Here is a 19,152-nt window from a genome sequence, read left to right on the forward strand (position 1 = left end):
GCGGTCAGATGTGGTGCGGCGGCTTCTCGTCGAGGAAGCGCGCGAGGTCGGCGGCGCTGCCGCCGGACGGGGCCCGCTCGCCCCACCCCTGGTCCGTGTCGTCCGCTGACTGCTGGTCCAGCGGATCGTCGAAGATCAGCGCCAGCTTGGGCCGGGGCCGGTCCGGAGTATTCGGCTCCGCGTCGCGCGGGCCGGAGGCGGGGGCGGTACTCATAGCTCCAGGGTACGGCTGCCGGCCCCGCTCCCGTCGAGCCCCGGCCCCGGAGGGCGGCGGTCAGCGGTCCTTCGGGGCGAGGAGCCAGAGCCCCAGGACGACGAGGAACGAGAGGCAGAGGAACCCGGCCCCCCACCACGCGGTGGCCGAGTGGCCCTCCATCCACTCGTCGACGATCACCGTCAGACCCCACAGCTGCCCGATGACGACGCTCATGGCGAGGACGAGCCGGGCCGTGAGCTTGGCGGACCGCTCGGGTTCCTGGTCGGTGCCGGCCCCAGGTCCGGGCCCGGTGTGGCGGACGCGGGGGTCGCCGTAGCCGCTGGTGGGCCGGATCTGCGGGTACCGCTCGTGGAGGGGCCGGTTGAGCTCGGCCCGCGCGCTGCCCGGGTGGTACTCGGGGTAATGCGGGCCGGGGGGCTGCGGGCCGGGGGCCGGGCCGGGGTGCTGTCGGTCGTCGCCGGGACGCGGACCGTCTTCGGCGCTCATGTCGGGCTCCCGGGGGTCGCGGACGCGCCGGCTCCGGTGCGGGGGCGGGAGGGGCCGGGGGCCACCGTGCGGGCGGCGCCGGGGGCGGCGGGGGCTTCCGCGCCGTCGCGGACGCCGGGGCAGCCGATACGGCCGGCGAGGTCGGGGCGGTCCTCGCCGAGCCGGCGGCACAGCCCGTGCTCGACGCTCTCGCCGGAGCGGGTGGTGCCGACCGCCCAGATGCTGCCGTCGGGCTGTTCGGTGAGCACCACCTTGGGCAGCCCCCGGGGCGGCGGGCCCGCGGTGACCTCGCCGGTCCGGGCGTCGAAGACGCCCTCGTGGCAGGGGCAGTACAGCTCGCCCTCGGTGCCCCGGTCCTTCCGCCAGAGCACGGCGCAGGCGAGGTGGGTGCAGATCGCGGAGTAGCCGACGAGGGCGCCGTCGTTGAGGCGGACGGCGACCGCCCGGTCCTCCGCGTCGGGGTAGTCGAAGGCGAGGGATTCGCCGGGAAGGAGCTGGGAGGCGATCCGCTTCGGGGCCGGGGCCTTGCCGTCCTCGTCCGAGTCGCCGTGGCGGGGCAGAATGCCGGCGGCGACCCCGAGACCGCCGGCGGCGAGACCGCCGGACACGGTGGCGACGATCCGCAGGTAGTCACGGCGGGTGGTGAGCGAGTCGGCGGCGATCCGGTCGTGCAGGGCCTCGCGCGGATCGCCGGAGGCGGGCCGGCCGGGGGCTCCGGGGGGTGTGCCGCCCGGGTCGCGGGGCGGTGGCTGCTTCGGGTCGCCGGGGGGCGGGTGTTCCGTCTCGGTCATCGCCGGACGTCCTTCCCGTTGATCTCCACGACGGGCAGGCCGCCGGGCACCGGCCACTGGACCCGGTCGGCGGGCACGACCATCGCGACGCCGGTACGGACCTCGCTCTCGCCGAAGACGAAGGAGTCGGCGACCTGGACGCCGGGGCGTTCGGCCTGGAGCTCCTCGGCGGTCCCGTAGAACAGCGCCCCGGTGGGGCAGACGGTGGCGCACATGGGGGCGAGGCCGTAGGCGGTGCGGTCGTAGCAGAGGTTGCACTTCATCTGCAGCTTCGCCTGGAGGTCGATCTTCGGTACGCCGAAGGGGCAGGCGTTGACGCAGTTGGCGCAGCCGATGCAGCGGGTGGTGTCGGCCTGCTGCACGACGCCGTCGGCGGTCACCAGGATCGCGTCGGCCGGGCACACCTCGGCGCAGGGGGCGACGGGGTCCTCGCAGTGCATACAGACCGTGGGAAGGGAGGCGACGGACTGGCCCTCGTCGGTGTAGTCGAGGTGGATCATGGACTTGCCGCGGTGCGAGTCGCATTCGCGGCAGGCGGAGACGCAGGCCTGGCAGCCGATGCAGCGCCCCGGGTCGATGAAGATCGTTCGGCCCATCATGCGGGCATCAGCTCCTCTCCGAGGTGCCGCGGCCCTGCGGGGAGGTGGGCGGCAGCGGGTCGGTGCGGGAGACCTGGGTCTCCGGGTAGGCGACGTGTCCCGGCGCTACCGGGGGTGCGGGGACCTCGTCGATCCGCTCGGCGTGCTCGATGCGGCAGGCGCACACCTTGTACTCGGGGATCTTGGAGCGGGGGTCGAGGGCGTCGATGGTCAGCGCGTTCGCGGCGGTGGGGACCGGCCAGTGGTACGGGATGAAGACGGTGTCGGGGCGGATCGCCTCGGTGACCAGGGCGGGGAAGACCTCGCTGCCGCGCCGGGTGACAACGCGGACCGGTTCGCCGTTGCGGAAGCCGTGGGAGGGGTGGACCTCGGCCCAGGGGCGGGGGGTCTGTTCCACGAGGGCGCCCAGACGGCGGGTCTGGTTGCCGGAGAGGAAGTGGGCGACGGTACGTCCGGTGGTCAGGCTCATGGGGTGCTCGTCGTCGTACGGGTCCATCGGCGGGTGCCACTCGACGACCTGTAGATGGATCTTGCCGTCGGGGTGGTAGGTCCTGCCGTCCTCGAAGAGGCGGGGGGTGCCGGGGTGGTCGGTGGAGGGGCAGGGCCAGGCGATGCCGCCGGTCTCCTCCAGGCGTTCGTAGGTGATGCCGTAGTAGTCGTTGACGGTGCCGGCGGAGGCGATGCGCAGTTCGTCGAAGACCGCGCGCGAGTCGGCGAAGGCGAATTTGTCGCCCGCGCCGAGGCGCCGGGCGAGTTCGCACATGACCCAGGTGTCGGTGCGGACGCCGGGGGGCGGGTCCTGGGCCTTGTTGTGCTTGACCACCCTGGCCTCGGCGTTGGCCATGACGCCTTCGTCCTCGGCCCAGGTGGTGACGGGGAAGACGACGTGCGCGTTGGCGGCGGTCTCGGAAAGGAAGAAGTCGAATTGGGCGTGGAACTCTGTGGCGTCGTACCCCTCCTTGACCACCTTGTAGTTGGGCAGGGAGACGAAGGGGTTGTTGCAGATGCCGATCAGGCCGCGGATCTCGCGGCGTTGCATCTGCCAGACCATTTCCATCATCGAGGTTCCGGCGGGCGGGAGTTCGGACTCCTCGATCCCCCAGATCTCGCAGATCTGCCGGCGGTGCTCGTCGTTGTTGATGGAGCGTCCGCCCGGGAGGAGGTCGGACTTCTGGCCGTGTTCGCGGCCGCCCTGCCCGTTGCCCTGGCCGGTGAGGGTGCCGTAGCCGGCGCCGGGCTTGCCGATGTGCCCGGTGGCGGTGCAGAGGTTGATCACGGCGAGGCAGTTCTCGACGCCCTGCGAGTGGTGCTCGATGCCCCGGGCGTGCCAGGCCATGGCCTTGGGGGCGCGGGCGAAGGTGCGGGCGACCTGGACGATCTGTTCGGCGGGCACCCCGCAGATCTCGGCTGCCCGGGACGGCGGGTATTCGGCGGCCTTGGCCTTCACCTCCGCCCAGCCGGTGGCGTGGGCGGCGAGGTAGGCCTCGTCGGTGAGGCCCTCCGCGATGACGACGTTCAGCACGGCGTTGAAGAACGCGGAGTCGGTGCCGGGCTTGAGGGCGACGTGGATGTCGGCGGTCCGTGCGATGGCCGTCTCGCGGGGGTCGATCACGATGAGGCCGGCGCCGCGGTCCCGGGCCCCCCACACGTACTGGGTCATCACGGGGAAGCACTCACCGACGTTGGAGCCGGCGATCAGCAGGCAGTCGGTGAGCAGGATGTCGGAGAAGGGGTTGCCGGCCCGGTCGATGTTGAAGGCCAGTTTGTTGGCGCCCGCCGCGCTGACCATGCAGAGCCGGCCGTTGTAGTCGACGTGCCGGGTCCTGAGGGCGACCCGGGCGAACTTGCCGACCAGATAGGTCTTCTCGGAGAACAGGCTCGCTCCGCCGAGCAGCCCGAAGGCGTCGTTCCCGTAGGTCTGCTGGATGCGTCTGATCTCGGCGACGGTGAAGTCGAGCGCCTCGTCCCAGGAGACCTCGCGCAGCGGCTCGTCGCGGGAGCGGCGCATGAGGGGGACGGTGAGCCGGTCGGGGTGGTTGACCTGCTGGTAGGCGTTGATGCCCTTGGGGCACAGGCGCATCCGGTTGATGTCGTGGTTGCGGGGTTCGACGCCGAAGACCTTGCCGCCCCGGTCGACGCGCAGATACATCCCGCATTGGACACCGCAGAAGCAGCAGTGGGTGGGGACGAGGGTCTCGCCGTTCTGGTCGGCGTGCCACCGGTCGGCGGGGATGCCGCCCGCGTCGCGGAAGGCCCGGGTGCCGGGCGGTGCGAGGGCGGGGTCGATGGGAACGACCGCATGCGGTTGGGGCGCTCGCGGGTCCGCGGTCACTTGAAGCCCTTCTTCACCTGGGAGAGATAGGCGCTGCCGCGCAGCACCCGTTTGCAGCGGGGGCAGTATTCGGCCCATTCGTCGAAGCCGAGGCCGAGGTCGCGCATGGTGCCGCGGAGGTTGTCGACGTACGGGGTGGTGTCGATGGGTTCCTCGCAGCGGCGGCAGCCGAAGACCTGCTCGTCCTGCCGGCCGGTGTACTTGAACAGCTGCATGCCGACGGCGGCGGGCCGCTGGACGATGTGGAAGAACTTCCCGAACGGGATGTAGATGAGGGTGAAGACCACCGAGGCCATGTGGAGGATCGCCAGGAACTCGTAGCCGCCGCCGTGCAGGAAGATCGAGGAGAAGGTGAGGAGGAGACCGGTCACCGAGATGACGATGAGCGCGATCAGCGGCACCAGGTCGTAGCCGAACCGCTGGCCCGTGATGGCAGCGCGGTCCCTCATCCGCCGCCACAGGAAGTACGAGGCGCCGGGGATGACGAGGACGGCCGCGATGTCCAGGCCGTGGAACATCAGCCAGCCGAGGATGTCCAGGGAGTCGAACCCGATGATCTTGAAGCCCCAGATACGCATCTCGTAGCCGGGTCCGGACCCGGTGCCCGAGGTGAACGTGAACCAGCCCCAGGTCAGCGGGAAGGTGATCAGCGCCGCCAGGACGCAGCCCCAGAAGATCAGCTGGTGGGCGGCCCAGCGGGCGTGGGAGCGGGCGCCGAGGAACTTCTGGAAGCCGAGGTAGGTGGCGGCCATCTTCGGCAGCGCGGTGGGTGCCCGGCGGAAGTTGGCGACGGAGAAGAGGCTCCCCCACCCCTTCTTGAACAGCCGCCTGGCCCCGGGTGCGGACACCCACACCGTGTACCGGTAGGCGACGCCGAACGCGAGGAAGACCGAGGCCACGGCGTACGGCAGGAGCGCGGAGTCGAAGTTCGCCAGCAGCCGGCTGCCGAGCACGATCGCCACGATCAGCAGGAGGGAGACGATGACACCGGCCGCGGTCGCCCGCGCGGTCACGGACCGGGGACCGGCACTCCCGGCACGGGCGGACCCGCCGTCGGGCGGCGGAGTGCCGGCCCCGCCGGAGGAACCGGTGCGGGCACCGGGGGCGGGCTGCGCGGCTGCGCCTGCGGCATCAGGTGGCTCGGTCACCCCGTCACCGTAGGGCTGAGCGGGGCGGTTGGTCCTGTTTTGTAGCCTTACGGGGTGAGCGAGTCGGGGCCGGGACACATCTCCCCGCGCGCCCGCCCCGCCGGTACGTTGACCGCGTACGCCATGCCCCTGCTCCCGCCCCGGCCCAGCCGCTCCTCCCGCCCCTGCCCCCGCCTCGTCATCGCCACTGTCCCCGCCCCGCTCCGTCCCCATCCCCGTCACCGCCCCGCCCCGTCACCGCCCCCGAGGAGTACCGATGGCCCGTCAGGATGCGCTCACCGATGTGGCCGGGCTGCGCGTCGGGCATGCCCAGGTCCCCGGCAAGGGGGCGCTCAGCGGTACGACCGTGGTGCTCGCGCCGGAGGGCGGCGCGGTGGCGGCCGTCGATGTGCGCGGCGGCGGGCCCGGGACCCGGGAGACGGACGCGCTGGACCCGCGCAACCTGGTGCAGCGCATCGACGCGGTCGTCCTCACCGGGGGCAGCGCGTACGGGCTGGACGCGGCGTCCGGGGTGATGGCCTGGCTGGAGGAGCGGGGCCGCGGGGTGCGGGTGGGAGCCGATCCGGCGCAGGTCGTTCCGGTGGTGCCGGCGGCCTGCGTGTTCGACCTGGGCCGGGGCGGCGACTGGCGGGCCAGGCCGGACGCCTCGACGGGCCGGGCCGCGGTGGAGGCCGCGGCGGGCTCCGAGGCCGGCGCGGTGGTCGCCGAGGGGTGCGTGGGCGCGGGCACGGGGGCGGTCGCGGGGCGGCTGAAGGGCGGGGTGGGGACCGCGAGCGTCCTGTTGCCGTCCGGGCACACCGTGGGCGCGCTGGTCGTGGTGAACGCGGCGGGTTCGGTGCTCGATCCCCGTACCGGGGTGCTGTACGGGGAGTACGGCGGCGCCGAGCCGGCCGTCGCCCCGCCCGCCGAGGTCCACGAGGCGGCGCAACGGCGCCTGGAACAGGCGCGCGACGCGGACACGCGCCCCCCGCTCAACACCACGCTCGCCGTCGTCGCCACCGATGCCGATCTCGGCCGCGCACAGGCCCAGAAGCTCGCGGGGACGGCGCACGACGGGCTGGCCCGCGCCATCCGGCCCGTGCACCTGCTGACCGACGGGGACACCGTTTTCGCGCTGGCCACCGGCCGGCAGGCGCTGGACGCGGAGAACCCGGTCGCGCTCAATCCCCTGCTCGCGGCGGGTGCGGAGGTCGTGGCGCGGGCCATCGTGAAGGCGGTGCGGGCGGCCTCGGGCACCGACGGCCGCGACGGCGGGGGCGCCTGTCCGGCGTACAGCGACCTCTACGGGACGCTCCGGCGCACGGGGCGGGCGCCCGACGGTTCCGGCGGGGGAACCGAATCGCCGTCGGCGTAAGGAAGTTCGGGTGGACACGTGGAACCTTCCGCGCGCGCCATACGTTTTCCCGAACCCCGGTCCCGATGTCAGCCTCAGGGGCTACGTTATGCACGCATCACGTCACACGCGGCGACGGCCTGGAGACAGCACCTTGAGCGATCCGTACGAGACAACCGAGCAGCACCTCGAACGACTCCTGCGACGGGCTCTCAACTCGTTCGACCTGCCCGACAGCACGATGGAGCGGCTGAGCACCGCGCTGGCCCACAGCAGCTCCCTGCACTCCTCCCACCACAGCGCGACCCTGCACCGCGAGACCTACCGGCATACATATCTGCTGAGCGACGGCTCGGCGCTCACGCTGTGGGAGCTGGTGCGGGGCGGACCTCGCGGCGCCGGGCATCCCGACACCCGGCAGCACGAGCTGTACGACGACGAGGCCGACGCCCACATCGCCGCCGCCCGGCTGACCGGTGGCCTGTGGGAGGCCCCCGACTTCGGGGACGCCGGCGCGCAGGCGGACCTGGAGATCCTGTCCGCCCTGATGGCCGCTCCCCCGCCGCCGCTGCCCCGGATGTACGCCCCGGACAATTCCGCGGACCACGCCCGCCGGGTCCTGCGCCGCGCGGAGAACGGCGACGTGCCGGGCGAGGCAACCGCCGATCTGCTGCGGGCGGCCTTCGCCCACCACATCACGCAGGTCTTCGGCCGCCAGTGCCAGGTCGACGGACGGAACGCGGGCTTCACGCTGTACGAGCACGCGTTCCTGCTCCTCGACGGGAGCGAGACGAGCCTGTGGGAGGTCGAGCACACGGCGACGCCGGACGGCCGCCACATGTGCGAGGTGTACGGCGACGAGGAGGCGGCACGCGGCGCGATGGAGAGCCGTACCCGCATCTGCTGACCTGCGCGCCCGGCCCACCGGCCGTCCGGGGCGCGGCGGACGGCCGGGGCGCGGCGGGCGCCCCCGCCCCGGACAGCTCCCGTGCGCGCAGTCGTCGGCCCCCGCGCCCCGGCCGACCCCGCACGCCGTCCGGGGCCCCGCGCATGCCGGTGCCCGCGTCCCTCGGGGGGACGCGGGCACCGGCCGCCTCTGCCGCGTAACGCCGTGGCTCAGTGCGTCAGCACGGGCTCCCCGGCGGCCTCCCCGGCGTCGTCGTTCGCCACAGGTCCACCGCCCAGGGGGTTCTCCGCGGGCCCGCCCGCGAGTTCACCGGCCGGGGCCTCGACGGCCTCCTCGTCGGCGCCCTCCACGTGCTGCTTCGGCCTGGCCGGCAGCGCGAACATCACCACGAAGATCACGAGCAGCACCCCGGCCACCCACCACAGCGACTGCTCGAAGGCGTCGGCGAACGCCGGGCCCACCTGTGCCGGGGTCAGCCGGTCGCCGATCGCCCCGAAGAAGACGACGGAGACCAGCCCGAGCCCGAGAGCGTTGCCCATCTGCTGGACGGTGTTGAACAGACCGGAGGCGGAACCGGAGTGCTCCTTGGGCACCTCGGAGAGCACCGCGTCGGCCAGCGGGGCCACGATCAGGCCCATGCCGACGCCCATGACCACGAGCGGCAGCGCCATCTGCCAGGACGTGATCTCCATGCCGTAGTGGCCGGACTCCCAGATGTAGAGCAGCAGACCGGCGGCCATGAGCAGCGCCCCCGCCTGGAGGACCTTGCGGCCGAAGCGGGGCACCAGCTTCTGCACGGAGAGGCCGGCGGCGACCGAGACGGAGACGGAGAACGGAATGCCGGTCGTGCCGGCCTTCAGGGCGCTCCAGCCGAGGCCCTGCTGCATGTACAGCGTCCAGACCAGGAAGAAGATCCCGAGCCCGATGCCGAAGGTCAGCTGCACGGCGATACCGGCGGCGAAGCTCCGGACCCGGAACAGCGACAGTTCGACCAGCGGCGAGCCGTCCCGGCTGCCCTTGGCACGCTCGAACAGCACGAGGACGAGGAAGACGAGGACGCTTCCGGCCATCGACAGGTAGCCCCACAGCGGCCAGCCCAGCTCGCGGCCCCGGGTCAGCGGGTAGATCAGCATCAGCATGCCGAGCGTCACCAGCACGACGCCGGTCAGATCGAGGCGCAGCGCCTTGGGCGACTTGGACTCGCTGATGTATTTGCTGCCGAGGACCAGGCCGATGATGCCGACGGGCAGGTTGATGAGGAAGATCGGGCGCCATTCCAGGCCGGCGATGTTCCACTCGGTGAGCAGGGCGCCCAGCAGCGGTCCGGAGACCGCGCCGAGGCCGACGATCGCGCCGAAGAGGCCGAAGACCTTGCCGCGTTCGTGGGCGGGGAAGGTGGCGTGCACGATCGACAGCACCTGGGGCACCATCAGCGCCGCCGTCGCCCCCTGGAGGAGGCGGGAGGCGACCAGCATCTCCGGGTTGGCGGCGAATCCGCAGAGCGCGGAGGCGAGGGTGAAGCCGCCTATCCCGATGAGGAAGAGGCGCTTGCGGCCGTAGATGTCGCCGAGCCGGCCGCCGGTGATCAGCCCGGCGGCGAAGGCCAGGGCGTAACCGGCGACGATCCACTGGATCGAGCTGAACGAGGCGCCGGTGTCCCGCTCGATGCTGGGGATGGCGATGTTGACGATCGTGACGTCGACCAGGTCCATGAAGGCCGCGGTCATCACGATGGCCAGGGCGAACCACCGGCGGCGGTCCGACGGGGCCGGGGCCGGCGCGGAGGCGACCGCAGGCGACGGCAGAGGTGCGGAGGAAGTCATGTGAAGAACTTAAACGGCAACTAGGTCAGGTCATGACCCAATGGGCGCGCATCCTGAGTGACATGACCGATACCCCGGCACGACTGCTGAATCTGCTGTCACTGCTCCAGACGCCGCGCGAGTGGCCGGGCAGCGAGCTGGCCGACCGGCTCGCCGTCAGCCCGCGCACCATCCGCCGCGACATCGACCGCCTGCGTGACCTGGGCTATCCGGTCGAGGCTTCGCGCGGCTCGGTCGGCGGCTACCGGCTCGTGGCCGGCACCGCCATGCCCCCGCTGCTGCTGGACGACGAGGAGGCGGTGGCCATCGCGGTGGGACTGCGGGCCGGCGCCGGTCATGCCATCGAGGGCGTGGACGAGGCCTCCGTACGCGCGCTGGCCAAGCTGGAGCAGGTGCTGCCCTCCCGGCTGCGCCACCGCGTCTCCACCCTTCAGAACGCGACGGTGCCGCTGGCCAGGGGCGACGGTTCGACGATCGATCCGCAGACGCTGACGGTGATGGCGTCGGCGGTCACCGGCCGGGAGCGGCTGCGGTTCGCCTACCGCGCGGGGGACGGCGCCGAGACGAGGCGCCAGGTCGAGCCGTACCGGCTGGTGAGCACCGGGTGGCGCTGGTACCTGGTGGCGTACGACCTGGAGCGGGAGGCGTGGCGCACCTTCCGGGTGGACCGGGTGAGCGAGCCGTTCGCGACGGGGTCGCGGTTCGCGCCGCGGGAGCTGCCCGCGGGTGACGCGGCGGAGTTCCTGAGCAGTTCGATGGCGCGCCGGCACGAGCTGGCGGTGGATGTGAGCTTCGCGGCTCCGGTGGAGTTCGTCGCCTCGCGGCTGCCCGGTGCGCTCGGCTCGCTGGAGCCCGAGGGCGAGGGCGGCTGCCGGTTGCGTGGTGTGCTGCGGGACTCGCTGGAGTGGGTGGCGGTGCGCCTGGCACTGGTGGACTGCGAGTTCACCGCGCACGAGCCGCCGCAGCTGGTGTCCTACCTGCACGACCTGGGCTCCCGGCTCACCCGCGCGGCTGCCTCCTGACGGCTGCGGGCGGGGCGCGCGCGAAGGAAGGCGCGCGCAAAAGAATGAGCCCCGGCGCCAGGGGGGGGTGGGCGCCGGGACTCAGCTCAGGGGGGCCAGGTGAAGCGGCCCAATTCGGAGGTTACTGGACTCGGGCTCACGCCGCAGCGTCAAAGCCCGTGTCGTGAGCCATTCGCTTCAATTCGAGCAGTGCGTGCTTCTCGATCTGGCGGATGCGCTCCCGGGTGAGGCCGTGCTGCTTGCCCACTTCGGTCAGGGTCCGCTCGCGGCCGTCCTCGATGCCGTACCGCATGCGGATGATCGACGCGGTCCGGTTGTCGAGCTTGCCGATGAGGTCTTCCAGCTCCTCGCTGCGCAGCAGCGTGAGCACCGACTGCTCGGGCGAGACGGCGGAGGTGTCCTCCAGCAGGTCGCCGAACTGCGTGTCGCCCTGGTCGTCCACGGACATGTTGAGGCTGACCGGGTCACGGGCCCAGTCCAGGACGTCACCGACGCGCCCCGGCGTGGAGTCCAGCTCGGCGGCGATCTCCGCGTGCTCCGGGTCGCGCCCGTGCTCGCGGTTGAATTCGCGCTGCACACGGCGGATACGGCCCAGCTCCTCCACCAGGTGGACGGGGAGCCGGATCGTGCGCGACTGGTCGGCTATCGAGCGGGTGATGGCCTGGCGGATCCACCACGTGGCGTACGTGGAGAACTTGAAGCCCTTGGCGTAGTCGAACTTCTCGACCGCGCGCACCAGGCCCGCGTTGCCCTCCTGGATCAGGTCGAGCAGGGGGAGCCCGGCCCGCGGGTAGCGGCGGGCGACGGCGACGACGAGGCGGAGGTTGGAACGGATGAATATGTCCTTGGCGCGCTCGCCCTCGGCGACCAGCCCCTCCAGCTCCTCGCGCGAGGCACCGCCGGCCTCGCTCTCGACCGAGCCGTCGAGGATCCGGCCGGCGTAGACGCCCGCTTCGACGGCCTGCGAGAGCTCGACCTCCTTCGCGGCGTCGAGCAGCGGCGTACGCGCTATCTCGTCCAGGTACATGCCGACCAGGTCGCGATCGGCGATCTCTCCGCCCACGGCGCGAACACTGCTCGCCCGGTTGGTCCCGCCCGTGGCGGACGAACGACGGGCGACGGCACGGGTTGCCATGCGTGCTCCCTTGCTGAGTAGGTCGCGACACCCTCTCGGGTGCCCTGCATCCGTTGGAAACAACGACTGGAATCCGGACAGAATTCCCATGCCCGGCATTCAATTTCGCGATCATGCAGTACCCTGTCGCACCACCGAGGCGGGCACTCGGTGCGGCTGAGCACGAACGTGCAGGTCGGAGCGGCTGTACGGGACTTTTCGGGACCCCGTCGGCGCTCGCTGCCACCCGTTTGCGCTCGTACCCCGGTAGACGTCCGGTCATGGGTGCCCGGTTGCTCAGGAACGCGGACCCGTGTCGTACGCCTCCGGCGCCACCCACTCGACTACGAACGTCCGGGACCGCGGTCCTAGTCCCCGCGGCCCGCCCCGCCCGGGACCACAGCCGGTTACCGGACCGGTACGCGCTGCCTAGCGTGTCGGCGTATGGACGAGACGACACCCGGCACACCGCGCACCGCACCCGACACCTCCGGCACGCTGGACGAGGCACTGGAACGGCTCCACTCCTTCGGCCCCGAGCGGCACGGCTGGCTGAGCAATCACGCCCCCATGGCCGTGGAGGCCCTGGTCCACCACGGGCAGGCCCCGGGCGTGCACCGCTGGCTGGACCACTACCGGCAGAAGCTGGAGGACATGCCGGACCGCTTCGCCGAGGTCACCCCCGCGAACTGGCACGAGGCCCTCGGCGACCCGCGCCGCATCGCCGACTGGGCGGTGTACTTCGAGCGGGAGACGGCCGCCCGCCCCTGGCGCGAGGTCCTCGCCGAGTGGTGGCCCCGGCTGCTCCCCGGCATCGCGGGCGGCGCCACGCACCCGGTGATCCGGGTCGGCCACAGCGTGCGCTCCCTGCTGGCCACGGAGGAGAACGGCCCCCGGGTCAGGGAGCTGGCCCACGCGCTCGGCTACTGGGCGGCCCGCCACCAGCCGCTGCCCCCACTGGCCACGCTCGCCCCGGCCCCGAGCGCCGGGGCCGCGCTGGACGCCGTGGTGCCGGTACCTGACCGGAGCGGCGGCATCCGGGCGCGGCTGGACCAGCTCACGGCGTTCCCGCAGTGGCCCGGCCGGCCCGTGACCGGCCCCGACGAGGCGCGTGCCCGGCTGACGGAGCTGGTGCGGGCCGCCACCCATCGCTATGCGGCGTACGGGCACGGCGAACCGATCATGCTGGTGCACGCGGCGACCGCGCCCAACGCCGTGCTGCGCTCGCTGCCCGCGTTGCCGCGCGAGCTGTGGGCGCCGAGCGTGGGCGCGGCGTGGGCGGCGAGCGCGGCGGTCACCGCGGCCTACTCCCCCGCCCTGCCCGTGGCCGTTCCGGACGGGCCCGGGCCGCTGTCGGCCGAGGAGGTGTTCGCGCGGGCGGCGGCGCACGGCGACGACCACACCATCAAGTTCACGGACACCGCGCTGGACGTGGGCGACGCGACGGCCCTGACGGCCGCGCTGCGCTCGGTGGAGCTGAACCCGCCGGCGCTCTGAAGGCGCTGCTCACCCGTACTGCACCGAGCGCTTGGCCAGGCCCATCCAGAAGCCGTCGATCACGCTGCGCCCCTGGTCGAGCTCCTGCTCGGAGGCGCCGAGTGTGACGAAGAGGGGTGCGAAGTGCTCGGTGCGGGGGTGGGCGAGACGGCCGGCCGGGGACTTGTGCTGGAAGTCCAGGAGGGCGTCGATGTCCTGCTCCTGGAGCGCGCGGTGCCCCCAGTCGTCGAACTCCGCCGACCAGCCGGGGGTGCCGCCCGCGTGCCGCAGGGCGGCGAGGTTGTGCGTGAAGAAGCCGCTGCCGATGATCAGCACGCCCTCGTCGCGCAGCGGGGCGAGCTTGCGCCCGATGTCCATCAGCTTCTGCGGGTCGAGCGTCGGCAGGGAGATCTGGAGTACGGGGATGTCGGCGTCGGGGAACATCTCGACCAGCGGTACGTACGCTCCGTGGTCGAGGCCGCGGTCCGGGATGTCCTGGACCGGCGTACCGGCGCCGCGCAGCAGTTTGCGCACGCTCTCGGCCAGGCGCGGGGCGCCCGGGGCGGCGTAACGCACCTGGTAGTAGTGGTCGGGGAAGCCCCAGAAGTCGTAGACCAGCGGGACCGTCTCGGTCGCGCCGAGTGCGAGCGGGGCCTCCTCCCAGTGCGCGGAGACCATGAGGACGGCGGTGGGGCGCGGCAGCCGGGCCGACCAGGCGGCCAGCTCGCCGGGCCAGACCGGGTCGTCGGCCAGGGGCGGGGCGCCGTGGGAGAGATAGAGGGCGGGCATGCGCTCCGCGGTGACAGTCATGACACTCCCCATCTGCTGCTACTCAAGGTAAGTCTTCTACTGGAAGGCTTCAGAAGGAAGGATGCTTTAATCTTCAAGCTCCTACCTTGAGAGACCTTAGCTCTATCTTGTTCAACTTTCAAGAAAAGGTCGTACAGTGGAGTACATGACCACGGCATCAACCGGTGCGCCGCGCTGGCTCACCGACGAAGAACAATGCGTCTGGCGGGCCTACCTGCACGCCACCACGCTCCTGGAGGATCACCTCGACCGCCAGTTGCAGGGCGATGCCGGCATGCCGCACATCTACTACGGCCTGCTCGTCCAGCTCTCGCAGGCGCCCCGCCATCAGAAGCGGATGACCGAGCTGGCCAAGGACGCCAAGATCACCCGCTCCCGGCTCTCGCACGCCGTCGCCCGGCTGGAGAAGAACGGCTGGGTACGCCGCGAGGACTGCCCCTCCGACAAGCGCGGCCAGAACGCGGTCCTCACCGACGAGGGCCACGAGATGCTGCGCCGCTCCGCGCCCGGCCATGTGAAGGCCGTCCGCCAGGCGATGTTCGACCGCCTGACCCCGGAGCAGGTGCGCTCGCTCGGCGAGATCATGCAGGTCCTGGCCACCGGACTGCAGCCCGATTGCGCGGACGCCGACCTGCCCTGGCTGCGCTGACCCGGCCGCCCCTCCACGCACTTCTGCCCCGGTCCCGTCGTGTCGTACGACGGGACCGGGGCAGAAACGTATCGGCCCGGCGGTGGATCAGCCGCGCTGGATCAGCCGGCGCTGAATCAGCCGGCGCTGGATCAGTGGGCGCTGGATCAGTGGGCGACGACCGGAATCCTGACCTCGTCCTCGACACCGTCCGCGTCACCGGAACCGGAACCGGAGCCCGCGGACGTACCGGTCGCGGCCGGACGTCCGGCGTTGATGAAGGTCAGCGCGATCCCGGCGGCCACCACGAGGATGCCGACGGCCCACCAGATGGCACCGGTGAAGCCGTGCACCATCGACTGGAGCTTCAGCAGCTCCGGGTCACTGGCGCCGAGCGCGGCGTGCGAGGTGGCGTACGCCGTGGCGGCGGAGGCGGCGATCGTGTTCAGCAGGGCCGTACCGATCGCACCGCCGACCTGCTGCGAGGTGTTGACCATCGCGGAGGCGACACCCGCGTCCCGCGCCTCGACCCCGTGCGTGGCCAGCGACATGGCCGGCATGAACGCCGTGCCCATGCCCAGACCCAGCAGGAGCTGGCCCGGCAGGATGACCGCCGCGTACGAGGAGTCGATGCCCAGACGCGTCAGCAGCAGCATGCCGACGGCGGCGGTCAGGAAGCCGGGACCCATCAGCTTGCGGGCCGGGACCCGCGTCATCAGCCGGGCGCCGATCTGCGTGGACCCGGTGATCATGCCCGCGATCATGGGCATGAAGGCGAAGCCGGTCTTGATCGGCGAGTAGCCCTTGACGACCTGGAGGTAGTACGTGAGGAAGAGGAACAGGCCGAACATCGCGATGACGGCCAGGCCCAGCGAGAGGTAGACGCCACCGCGGTTGCGGTCCATCACGACGCGCAGCGGCAGCAGGGGCGACTTGACCCGGGACTCGGTCAGGACGAAGGCCAGCAGCAGGACGCCGGCGGCGACGAACGTACCGATGGTCAGCCCGTCCGACCAGCCCGCGGACTCGGCGCGGGTGAATCCGTACACCAGCGAGACCAGGCCCAGCGCGGACAGGACGACACCCGGGATGTCCAGCGAGGAGCGGTTACGGCTGCCGGCGGGCTCGCGGATGACGAAGTAGGCACCGGCCGCCGCGACGATCGCGAACGGGATGTTGACGAAGAACGTCCAGCGCCAGTTCAGCGTCTGGGTGAGCAGACCGCCGAGGATCAGGCCGACGGCGCCACCGCCACCGGCGATCGCCCCGTAGATACCGAACGCCTTGGCGCGCTCCTTGGCATCGGTGAACATCACCGCGAGCAGCGAGAGCGCGGCGGGCGCGAGCAGCGCGCCGAACACGCCCTGGAGCGCGCGGGAGCCGAACAGCATGCCCTGGTTCTGTGCCGCGCCGCCGAGCGCGGAGGCCAGCGCGAAGCCGACGAGTCCGACGACGAAGGTGCGCTTGCGGCCCCAGAGGTCGGCGATGCGCCCGCCGAAGAGCAGCAGCCCGCCGAAGGCGAGGGCGTAGGCGGTGATGACCCACTGCTTGTTGGCGTCGGTGATGCCGAGGTCGGTCTGCGCGTGCGGCAGGGCGATGTTCACGATCGTGGCGTCGAGCACGACCATCAGCTGCGCGAGCGCGATGAACGCCAGCGCTTTCCAGCGGCTGGGGTCGGGGAGTTGGATATCAGCTGTTTTCGACATGGGAGTAGCCACCTAGGGGCGCGCGAGGGCGCGCGGGATCGTCAACCGTGCGCTCGTTCGTCGAAGGCACGGCGAAAGGAGGAAGAGAGGAAGGGAGGACGGACGGAGTCGGTCAGGCTCGGGTCAGGGTCAGGTCAGGTCAGGGTCGGGGTGAGGGTGAAGAGGGAAGGGAGCGGGGCTCGGATCACATCCGGCGCCGCAGGTCCTCCAAGGTCGCCGCTGTTCCGGGGAGCACGGACCGGGCCGGGGCCTCCAGTCCGTCCAGGAGCAGCTGGATGTGGCGGTGGGTGAACCGGTCGATGTTCGGGCAGGCGATGCCCGGCAGCGGCCGGGTGAGCTGGGAGAGGGCGACCAGTACGTCTCCGACGGCGATGTCGGTACGCAGGCGCCCCGCGGACATGGCGCGCGCGACGAGCCCCTCGACGGCCTCTTCGAGGCGCCGGCGCTCGGCGAGCAGTTCGGGATGGTCCTTGTCGAAGCCGCCGGACAGCATGGGGCACAGGGCCCCGATGCGTTCGTCGGCCGCCGCGTGGACGAAGCGGCTGAGGGCGGCGAAGGGGTCCGCCTCCTCGGCTGCGGCCTCCTCGGCGCGGTCGGTGGTGCGGGAGGTGACCGAGAGCACGACCTCGTGGATCAGTGCGGCGCGGTCGGGGAAGTTCCGGTAGAGGGTGGCGTTGCCGACGCCCGCGCGGCGGGCGACCTCGTCGAGCGGCGCTTCCGGCCCGAACTCGACGAACATCTCGCGCGCGGCCGTCACGATCCGCTCCCGGTTGCGCAGCGCGTCGGCCCTGGGCCGGGGCGTGCGCGACTGAGCCGGTACGGTGGCGGTACGGGCGGCGGGAACCACGGCGGCGCTCCTTACTCTTCCGGGGCGGCCCGGCCGTAAACGAACCGGGGACCGCCTCCCCGTTTCGCGGGGACACGAGTGCAAACGGGGAAGGCCTCCCCACTTATTTCCCCACTCTTTGTGACCTGCGTCACACCACTCGCCGCACCGGACACGCCCTCGGGAAACCACCGGAAAACCAACCGATCGGCGCACCCAGCGAGCGCCCCGCGATCGCCCGGCAGAGGCTGACGGCAGAGCGCAGTCAGGGTCGGCCGACTGCCGCGGCCCCGAAGGCGCCTCTATGCAGCAGCCACGCCACCGGATACGCAAGCACCGCCGCCCGGTCGCACTCGGCGCCGCAACGGCCCTGGTCATCGCGGCACTGGCGACGGCGAGCAGCACCCTGCCGCTGCCCAGCAGGGCCTCGGCGGGACCGGCGGCCACCGCTCCCCGGGCGACCGGCCTCGGCCCGTGCCGGATCGCCTCTTCCATGGGCGTGCAGATGTCGGAGGGCATGCCGACCCAGCCCGGCTACGCGCGCTCCACCGGCCAGGTCCACGCCCTGAACCTGATGATCGACTTCCCTGACGCCCCGGGCACGGAGCCGGCGAAGGACCGCCTCGCCGAATTCTTCCCCCAGACCACGGACTGGTTCCGCACGAGCTCCTACGGCCGGCTCACCTACATACCCGAGGCCCCGATCACCTCGTGGCTGCGGATGCCGCTGCCCTTCGCCGAGTACGGAATCGAGCGCGGCTCCCCGTACGAACCGGGCTACCGCCACCTGGTCAACGACATCGTCGCCGCCGCCGACCCGAAGGTGGACTTCACCGAGTACGACCTGGTCAACATCCTGGTCACCCCGAACGCCGGCCCCTCGGCGCTGGACACCGTGCTGTCGGTGACCTTCTCGGGCAACGACGAAGCCCCCCTGGCCGACGGGGTGCCGCTCGCCAACACGTCCTTCGTCTACAGCCGCCAGGACGACGGCTCGGGCTCGTACGCCCAGACCGGATACCGCGTCCTGCCCCACGAGAACGGCCACGTCTTCGGCCTGCCCGACCTCTACACGATGGAGGGCGGCGGCTCGGTCGGGCACTGGGACATCATGTCCGAGGACTGGGGCGCCAACAACGACCTGCTGGGCTGGCACAAGTGGAAGCTCGGCTGGCTCGACAACGACCAGGTCAGCTGCGCCGCCCGCCCCGGCACCACGGACCACGTCCTGGAACCCCTGGCCACCCGCGGCGGCCTGAAACTGGCCTTCGTCCCCCTGACCGCCGAATCCGGCTACGCCGTCGAAGTCCGCACCCAGGCGGGCAACGACCAGGCGGTCTGCCGCCCCGGCGTCCTCATCTACAAGGTGAACTCCGACGTGGACACCGGCCAGGGCCCGGTCTCCGTGGCCGACAGCACCAAGGACAGCCCCGGCTGCACCCGCCTCCCCAACGTCCACGCCGAACTCTCCGACGCCGCGTTCCAGCCCGGCGAAACCTTCACGGACCGGGCCAACGGGATACGGATCTCGGTACTGGAGAAGGACGCCAAGGGGGACTACCGGGTGCAGGTGACGCGGCCGTAGCCGCGAGCGGCCGACCGGTGTGAACGATCACCGCAGGGGCCGCGCCCGACGCCGCACGCACCGTCGTCGAGGAGCACCACCCCTGCGCCCGAACCCCCGGTACGCCGAGAACGCCACCCGCTACACTGGCGGCGGCGAGCAGGCCACCACAGGCCGATCACCAACCTGCCCGAACACGTCGGGAACCGGCTCCGCACGTGGTGCCCGTTCGACACACTTCGGACAGATCCCCGCCTTCGTAGCTCAGGGGATAGAGCACCGCTCTCCTAAAGCGGGTGTCGCAGGTTCGAATCCTGCCGGGGGCACAGTGTCTGAACAGCGCGCTTACCTCTCTCGGGTGGGTGCGCTG

General features: G+C 71.9%; 17 protein-coding genes and 1 tRNA gene. 7 read left to right on the forward strand and 11 right to left on the reverse strand.

What is annotated here, in order from left to right; genetic code table 11:
• Positions 1 to 4: 4 nt before the first annotated feature.
• Genes P8A18_RS13575 through P8A18_RS13600 form a run of 6 tightly spaced genes read right to left on the reverse strand, consistent with a single transcriptional unit; the run spans position 5 to position 5,573 of the window.
• Complete coding sequence (locus P8A18_RS13575; RefSeq protein ID WP_306054547.1) at positions 5 to 214, reverse strand: hypothetical protein; 210 nt, start codon at positions 212 to 214, stop codon at positions 5 to 7.
• Positions 215 to 274: 60 nt separating this feature from the next.
• A complete protein-coding gene (locus P8A18_RS13580) occupies positions 275 to 703 on the reverse strand; it encodes a hypothetical protein (protein WP_306054549.1) in 429 nt (142 codons plus the stop codon).
• Entirely contained in the window at positions 700 to 1,494 is a 795-nt protein-coding gene (locus P8A18_RS13585) for a QcrA and Rieske domain-containing protein (RefSeq protein ID WP_306054551.1), read from the reverse strand. Before P8A18_RS13585 ends, P8A18_RS13580 begins: the two co-directional genes overlap by 4 nt.
• Entirely contained in the window at positions 1,491 to 2,093 is a 603-nt protein-coding gene (locus P8A18_RS13590) for a 4Fe-4S dicluster domain-containing protein (RefSeq protein ID WP_018104243.1), read from the reverse strand. The genes P8A18_RS13585 and P8A18_RS13590 overlap by 4 nt, the downstream gene beginning before the upstream one ends.
• Before the next feature lie 7 nt (positions 2,094 to 2,100).
• Entirely contained in the window at positions 2,101 to 4,425 is a 2,325-nt protein-coding gene (locus P8A18_RS13595; protein WP_306054554.1) for a molybdopterin oxidoreductase family protein, read from the reverse strand.
• Positions 4,422 to 5,573 (reverse strand): MFS transporter, encoded by a 1,152-nt coding sequence (locus P8A18_RS13600; protein WP_306054556.1) that lies wholly within the window; start codon positions 5,571 to 5,573, stop codon positions 4,422 to 4,424. Before P8A18_RS13600 ends, P8A18_RS13595 begins: the two co-directional genes overlap by 4 nt.
• Positions 5,574 to 5,829: 256 nt before the next feature.
• On the opposite strand from P8A18_RS13600, the gene P8A18_RS13605 reads away from it, so the two are divergent.
• On the forward strand, positions 5,830 to 6,927 hold the full coding sequence (locus tag P8A18_RS13605) for a P1 family peptidase (protein ID WP_306054558.1): 1,098 nt from the start codon (positions 5,830 to 5,832) through the stop codon (positions 6,925 to 6,927).
• Between the two features lie 133 nt (positions 6,928 to 7,060).
• A complete protein-coding gene (locus P8A18_RS13610) occupies positions 7,061 to 7,813 on the forward strand; it encodes a DUF6227 family protein (RefSeq protein ID WP_306054560.1) in 753 nt (250 codons plus the stop codon).
• Between the two features lie 209 nt (positions 7,814 to 8,022).
• On the opposite strand, the gene P8A18_RS13615 is transcribed toward P8A18_RS13610, so the two are convergent.
• Positions 8,023 to 9,636 (reverse strand): MFS transporter, encoded by a 1,614-nt coding sequence (locus P8A18_RS13615; protein WP_306054561.1) that lies wholly within the window; start codon positions 9,634 to 9,636, stop codon positions 8,023 to 8,025.
• Between the two features lie 62 nt (positions 9,637 to 9,698).
• Here P8A18_RS13615 and P8A18_RS13620 point away from each other — a divergent pair, with 62 nt between their 5' ends.
• Positions 9,699 to 10,658, forward strand: coding sequence for a helix-turn-helix transcriptional regulator (locus P8A18_RS13620; RefSeq protein ID WP_306054563.1), 960 nt, complete (start codon positions 9,699 to 9,701; stop codon positions 10,656 to 10,658).
• Positions 10,659 to 10,794: 136 nt separating this feature from the next.
• Here P8A18_RS13620 and P8A18_RS13625 read toward each other — a convergent pair whose 3' ends face one another.
• On the reverse strand, positions 10,795 to 11,793 hold the full coding sequence (locus P8A18_RS13625; RefSeq protein ID WP_306054565.1) for a sigma-70 family RNA polymerase sigma factor: 999 nt from the start codon (positions 11,791 to 11,793) through the stop codon (positions 10,795 to 10,797).
• Between the two features lie 423 nt (positions 11,794 to 12,216).
• Between P8A18_RS13625 and P8A18_RS13630 the strand changes: the two genes are divergently transcribed.
• Positions 12,217 to 13,269 (forward strand): questin oxidase family protein, encoded by a 1,053-nt coding sequence (locus P8A18_RS13630; protein WP_306054567.1) that lies wholly within the window; start codon positions 12,217 to 12,219, stop codon positions 13,267 to 13,269.
• Positions 13,270 to 13,278: 9 nt separating this feature from the next.
• Here the strand turns inward: P8A18_RS13630 and P8A18_RS13635 are convergent, their stop codons facing one another.
• Entirely contained in the window at positions 13,279 to 14,058 is a 780-nt protein-coding gene (locus P8A18_RS13635; protein ID WP_306054569.1) for a dioxygenase family protein, read from the reverse strand.
• A 136-nt stretch (positions 14,059 to 14,194) separates the two neighbouring features.
• Here P8A18_RS13635 and P8A18_RS13640 point away from each other — a divergent pair, with 136 nt between their 5' ends.
• On the forward strand, positions 14,195 to 14,707 hold the full coding sequence (locus P8A18_RS13640) for a MarR family winged helix-turn-helix transcriptional regulator (RefSeq protein ID WP_306054571.1): 513 nt from the start codon (positions 14,195 to 14,197) through the stop codon (positions 14,705 to 14,707).
• Positions 14,708 to 14,853: 146 nt separating this feature from the next.
• Here P8A18_RS13640 and P8A18_RS13645 read toward each other — a convergent pair whose 3' ends face one another.
• Both P8A18_RS13645 and P8A18_RS13650 read right to left on the reverse strand, forming a co-directional pair.
• Entirely contained in the window at positions 14,854 to 16,392 is a 1,539-nt protein-coding gene (locus tag P8A18_RS13645) for an MFS transporter (protein WP_306054573.1), read from the reverse strand.
• 184 nt (positions 16,393 to 16,576) lie between these two features.
• Positions 16,577 to 17,239 (reverse strand): TetR/AcrR family transcriptional regulator, encoded by a 663-nt coding sequence (locus tag P8A18_RS13650; RefSeq protein ID WP_306054575.1) that lies wholly within the window; start codon positions 17,237 to 17,239, stop codon positions 16,577 to 16,579.
• Positions 17,240 to 17,522: 283 nt separating this feature from the next.
• Between P8A18_RS13650 and P8A18_RS13655 the strand changes: the two genes are divergently transcribed.
• Complete coding sequence (locus P8A18_RS13655) at positions 17,523 to 18,803, forward strand: M6 family metalloprotease domain-containing protein (protein ID WP_306054577.1); 1,281 nt, start codon at positions 17,523 to 17,525, stop codon at positions 18,801 to 18,803.
• Between the two features lie 232 nt (positions 18,804 to 19,035).
• Positions 19,036 to 19,108 (forward strand) — tRNA-Arg (locus P8A18_RS13660).
• Positions 19,109 to 19,152: the final 44 nt, after the last annotated feature.

This window comes from Streptomyces sp. Mut1 (genome assembly GCF_030719295.1).
GTDB lineage: Bacteria > Actinomycetota > Actinomycetes > Streptomycetales > Streptomycetaceae > Streptomyces > Streptomyces castrisilvae.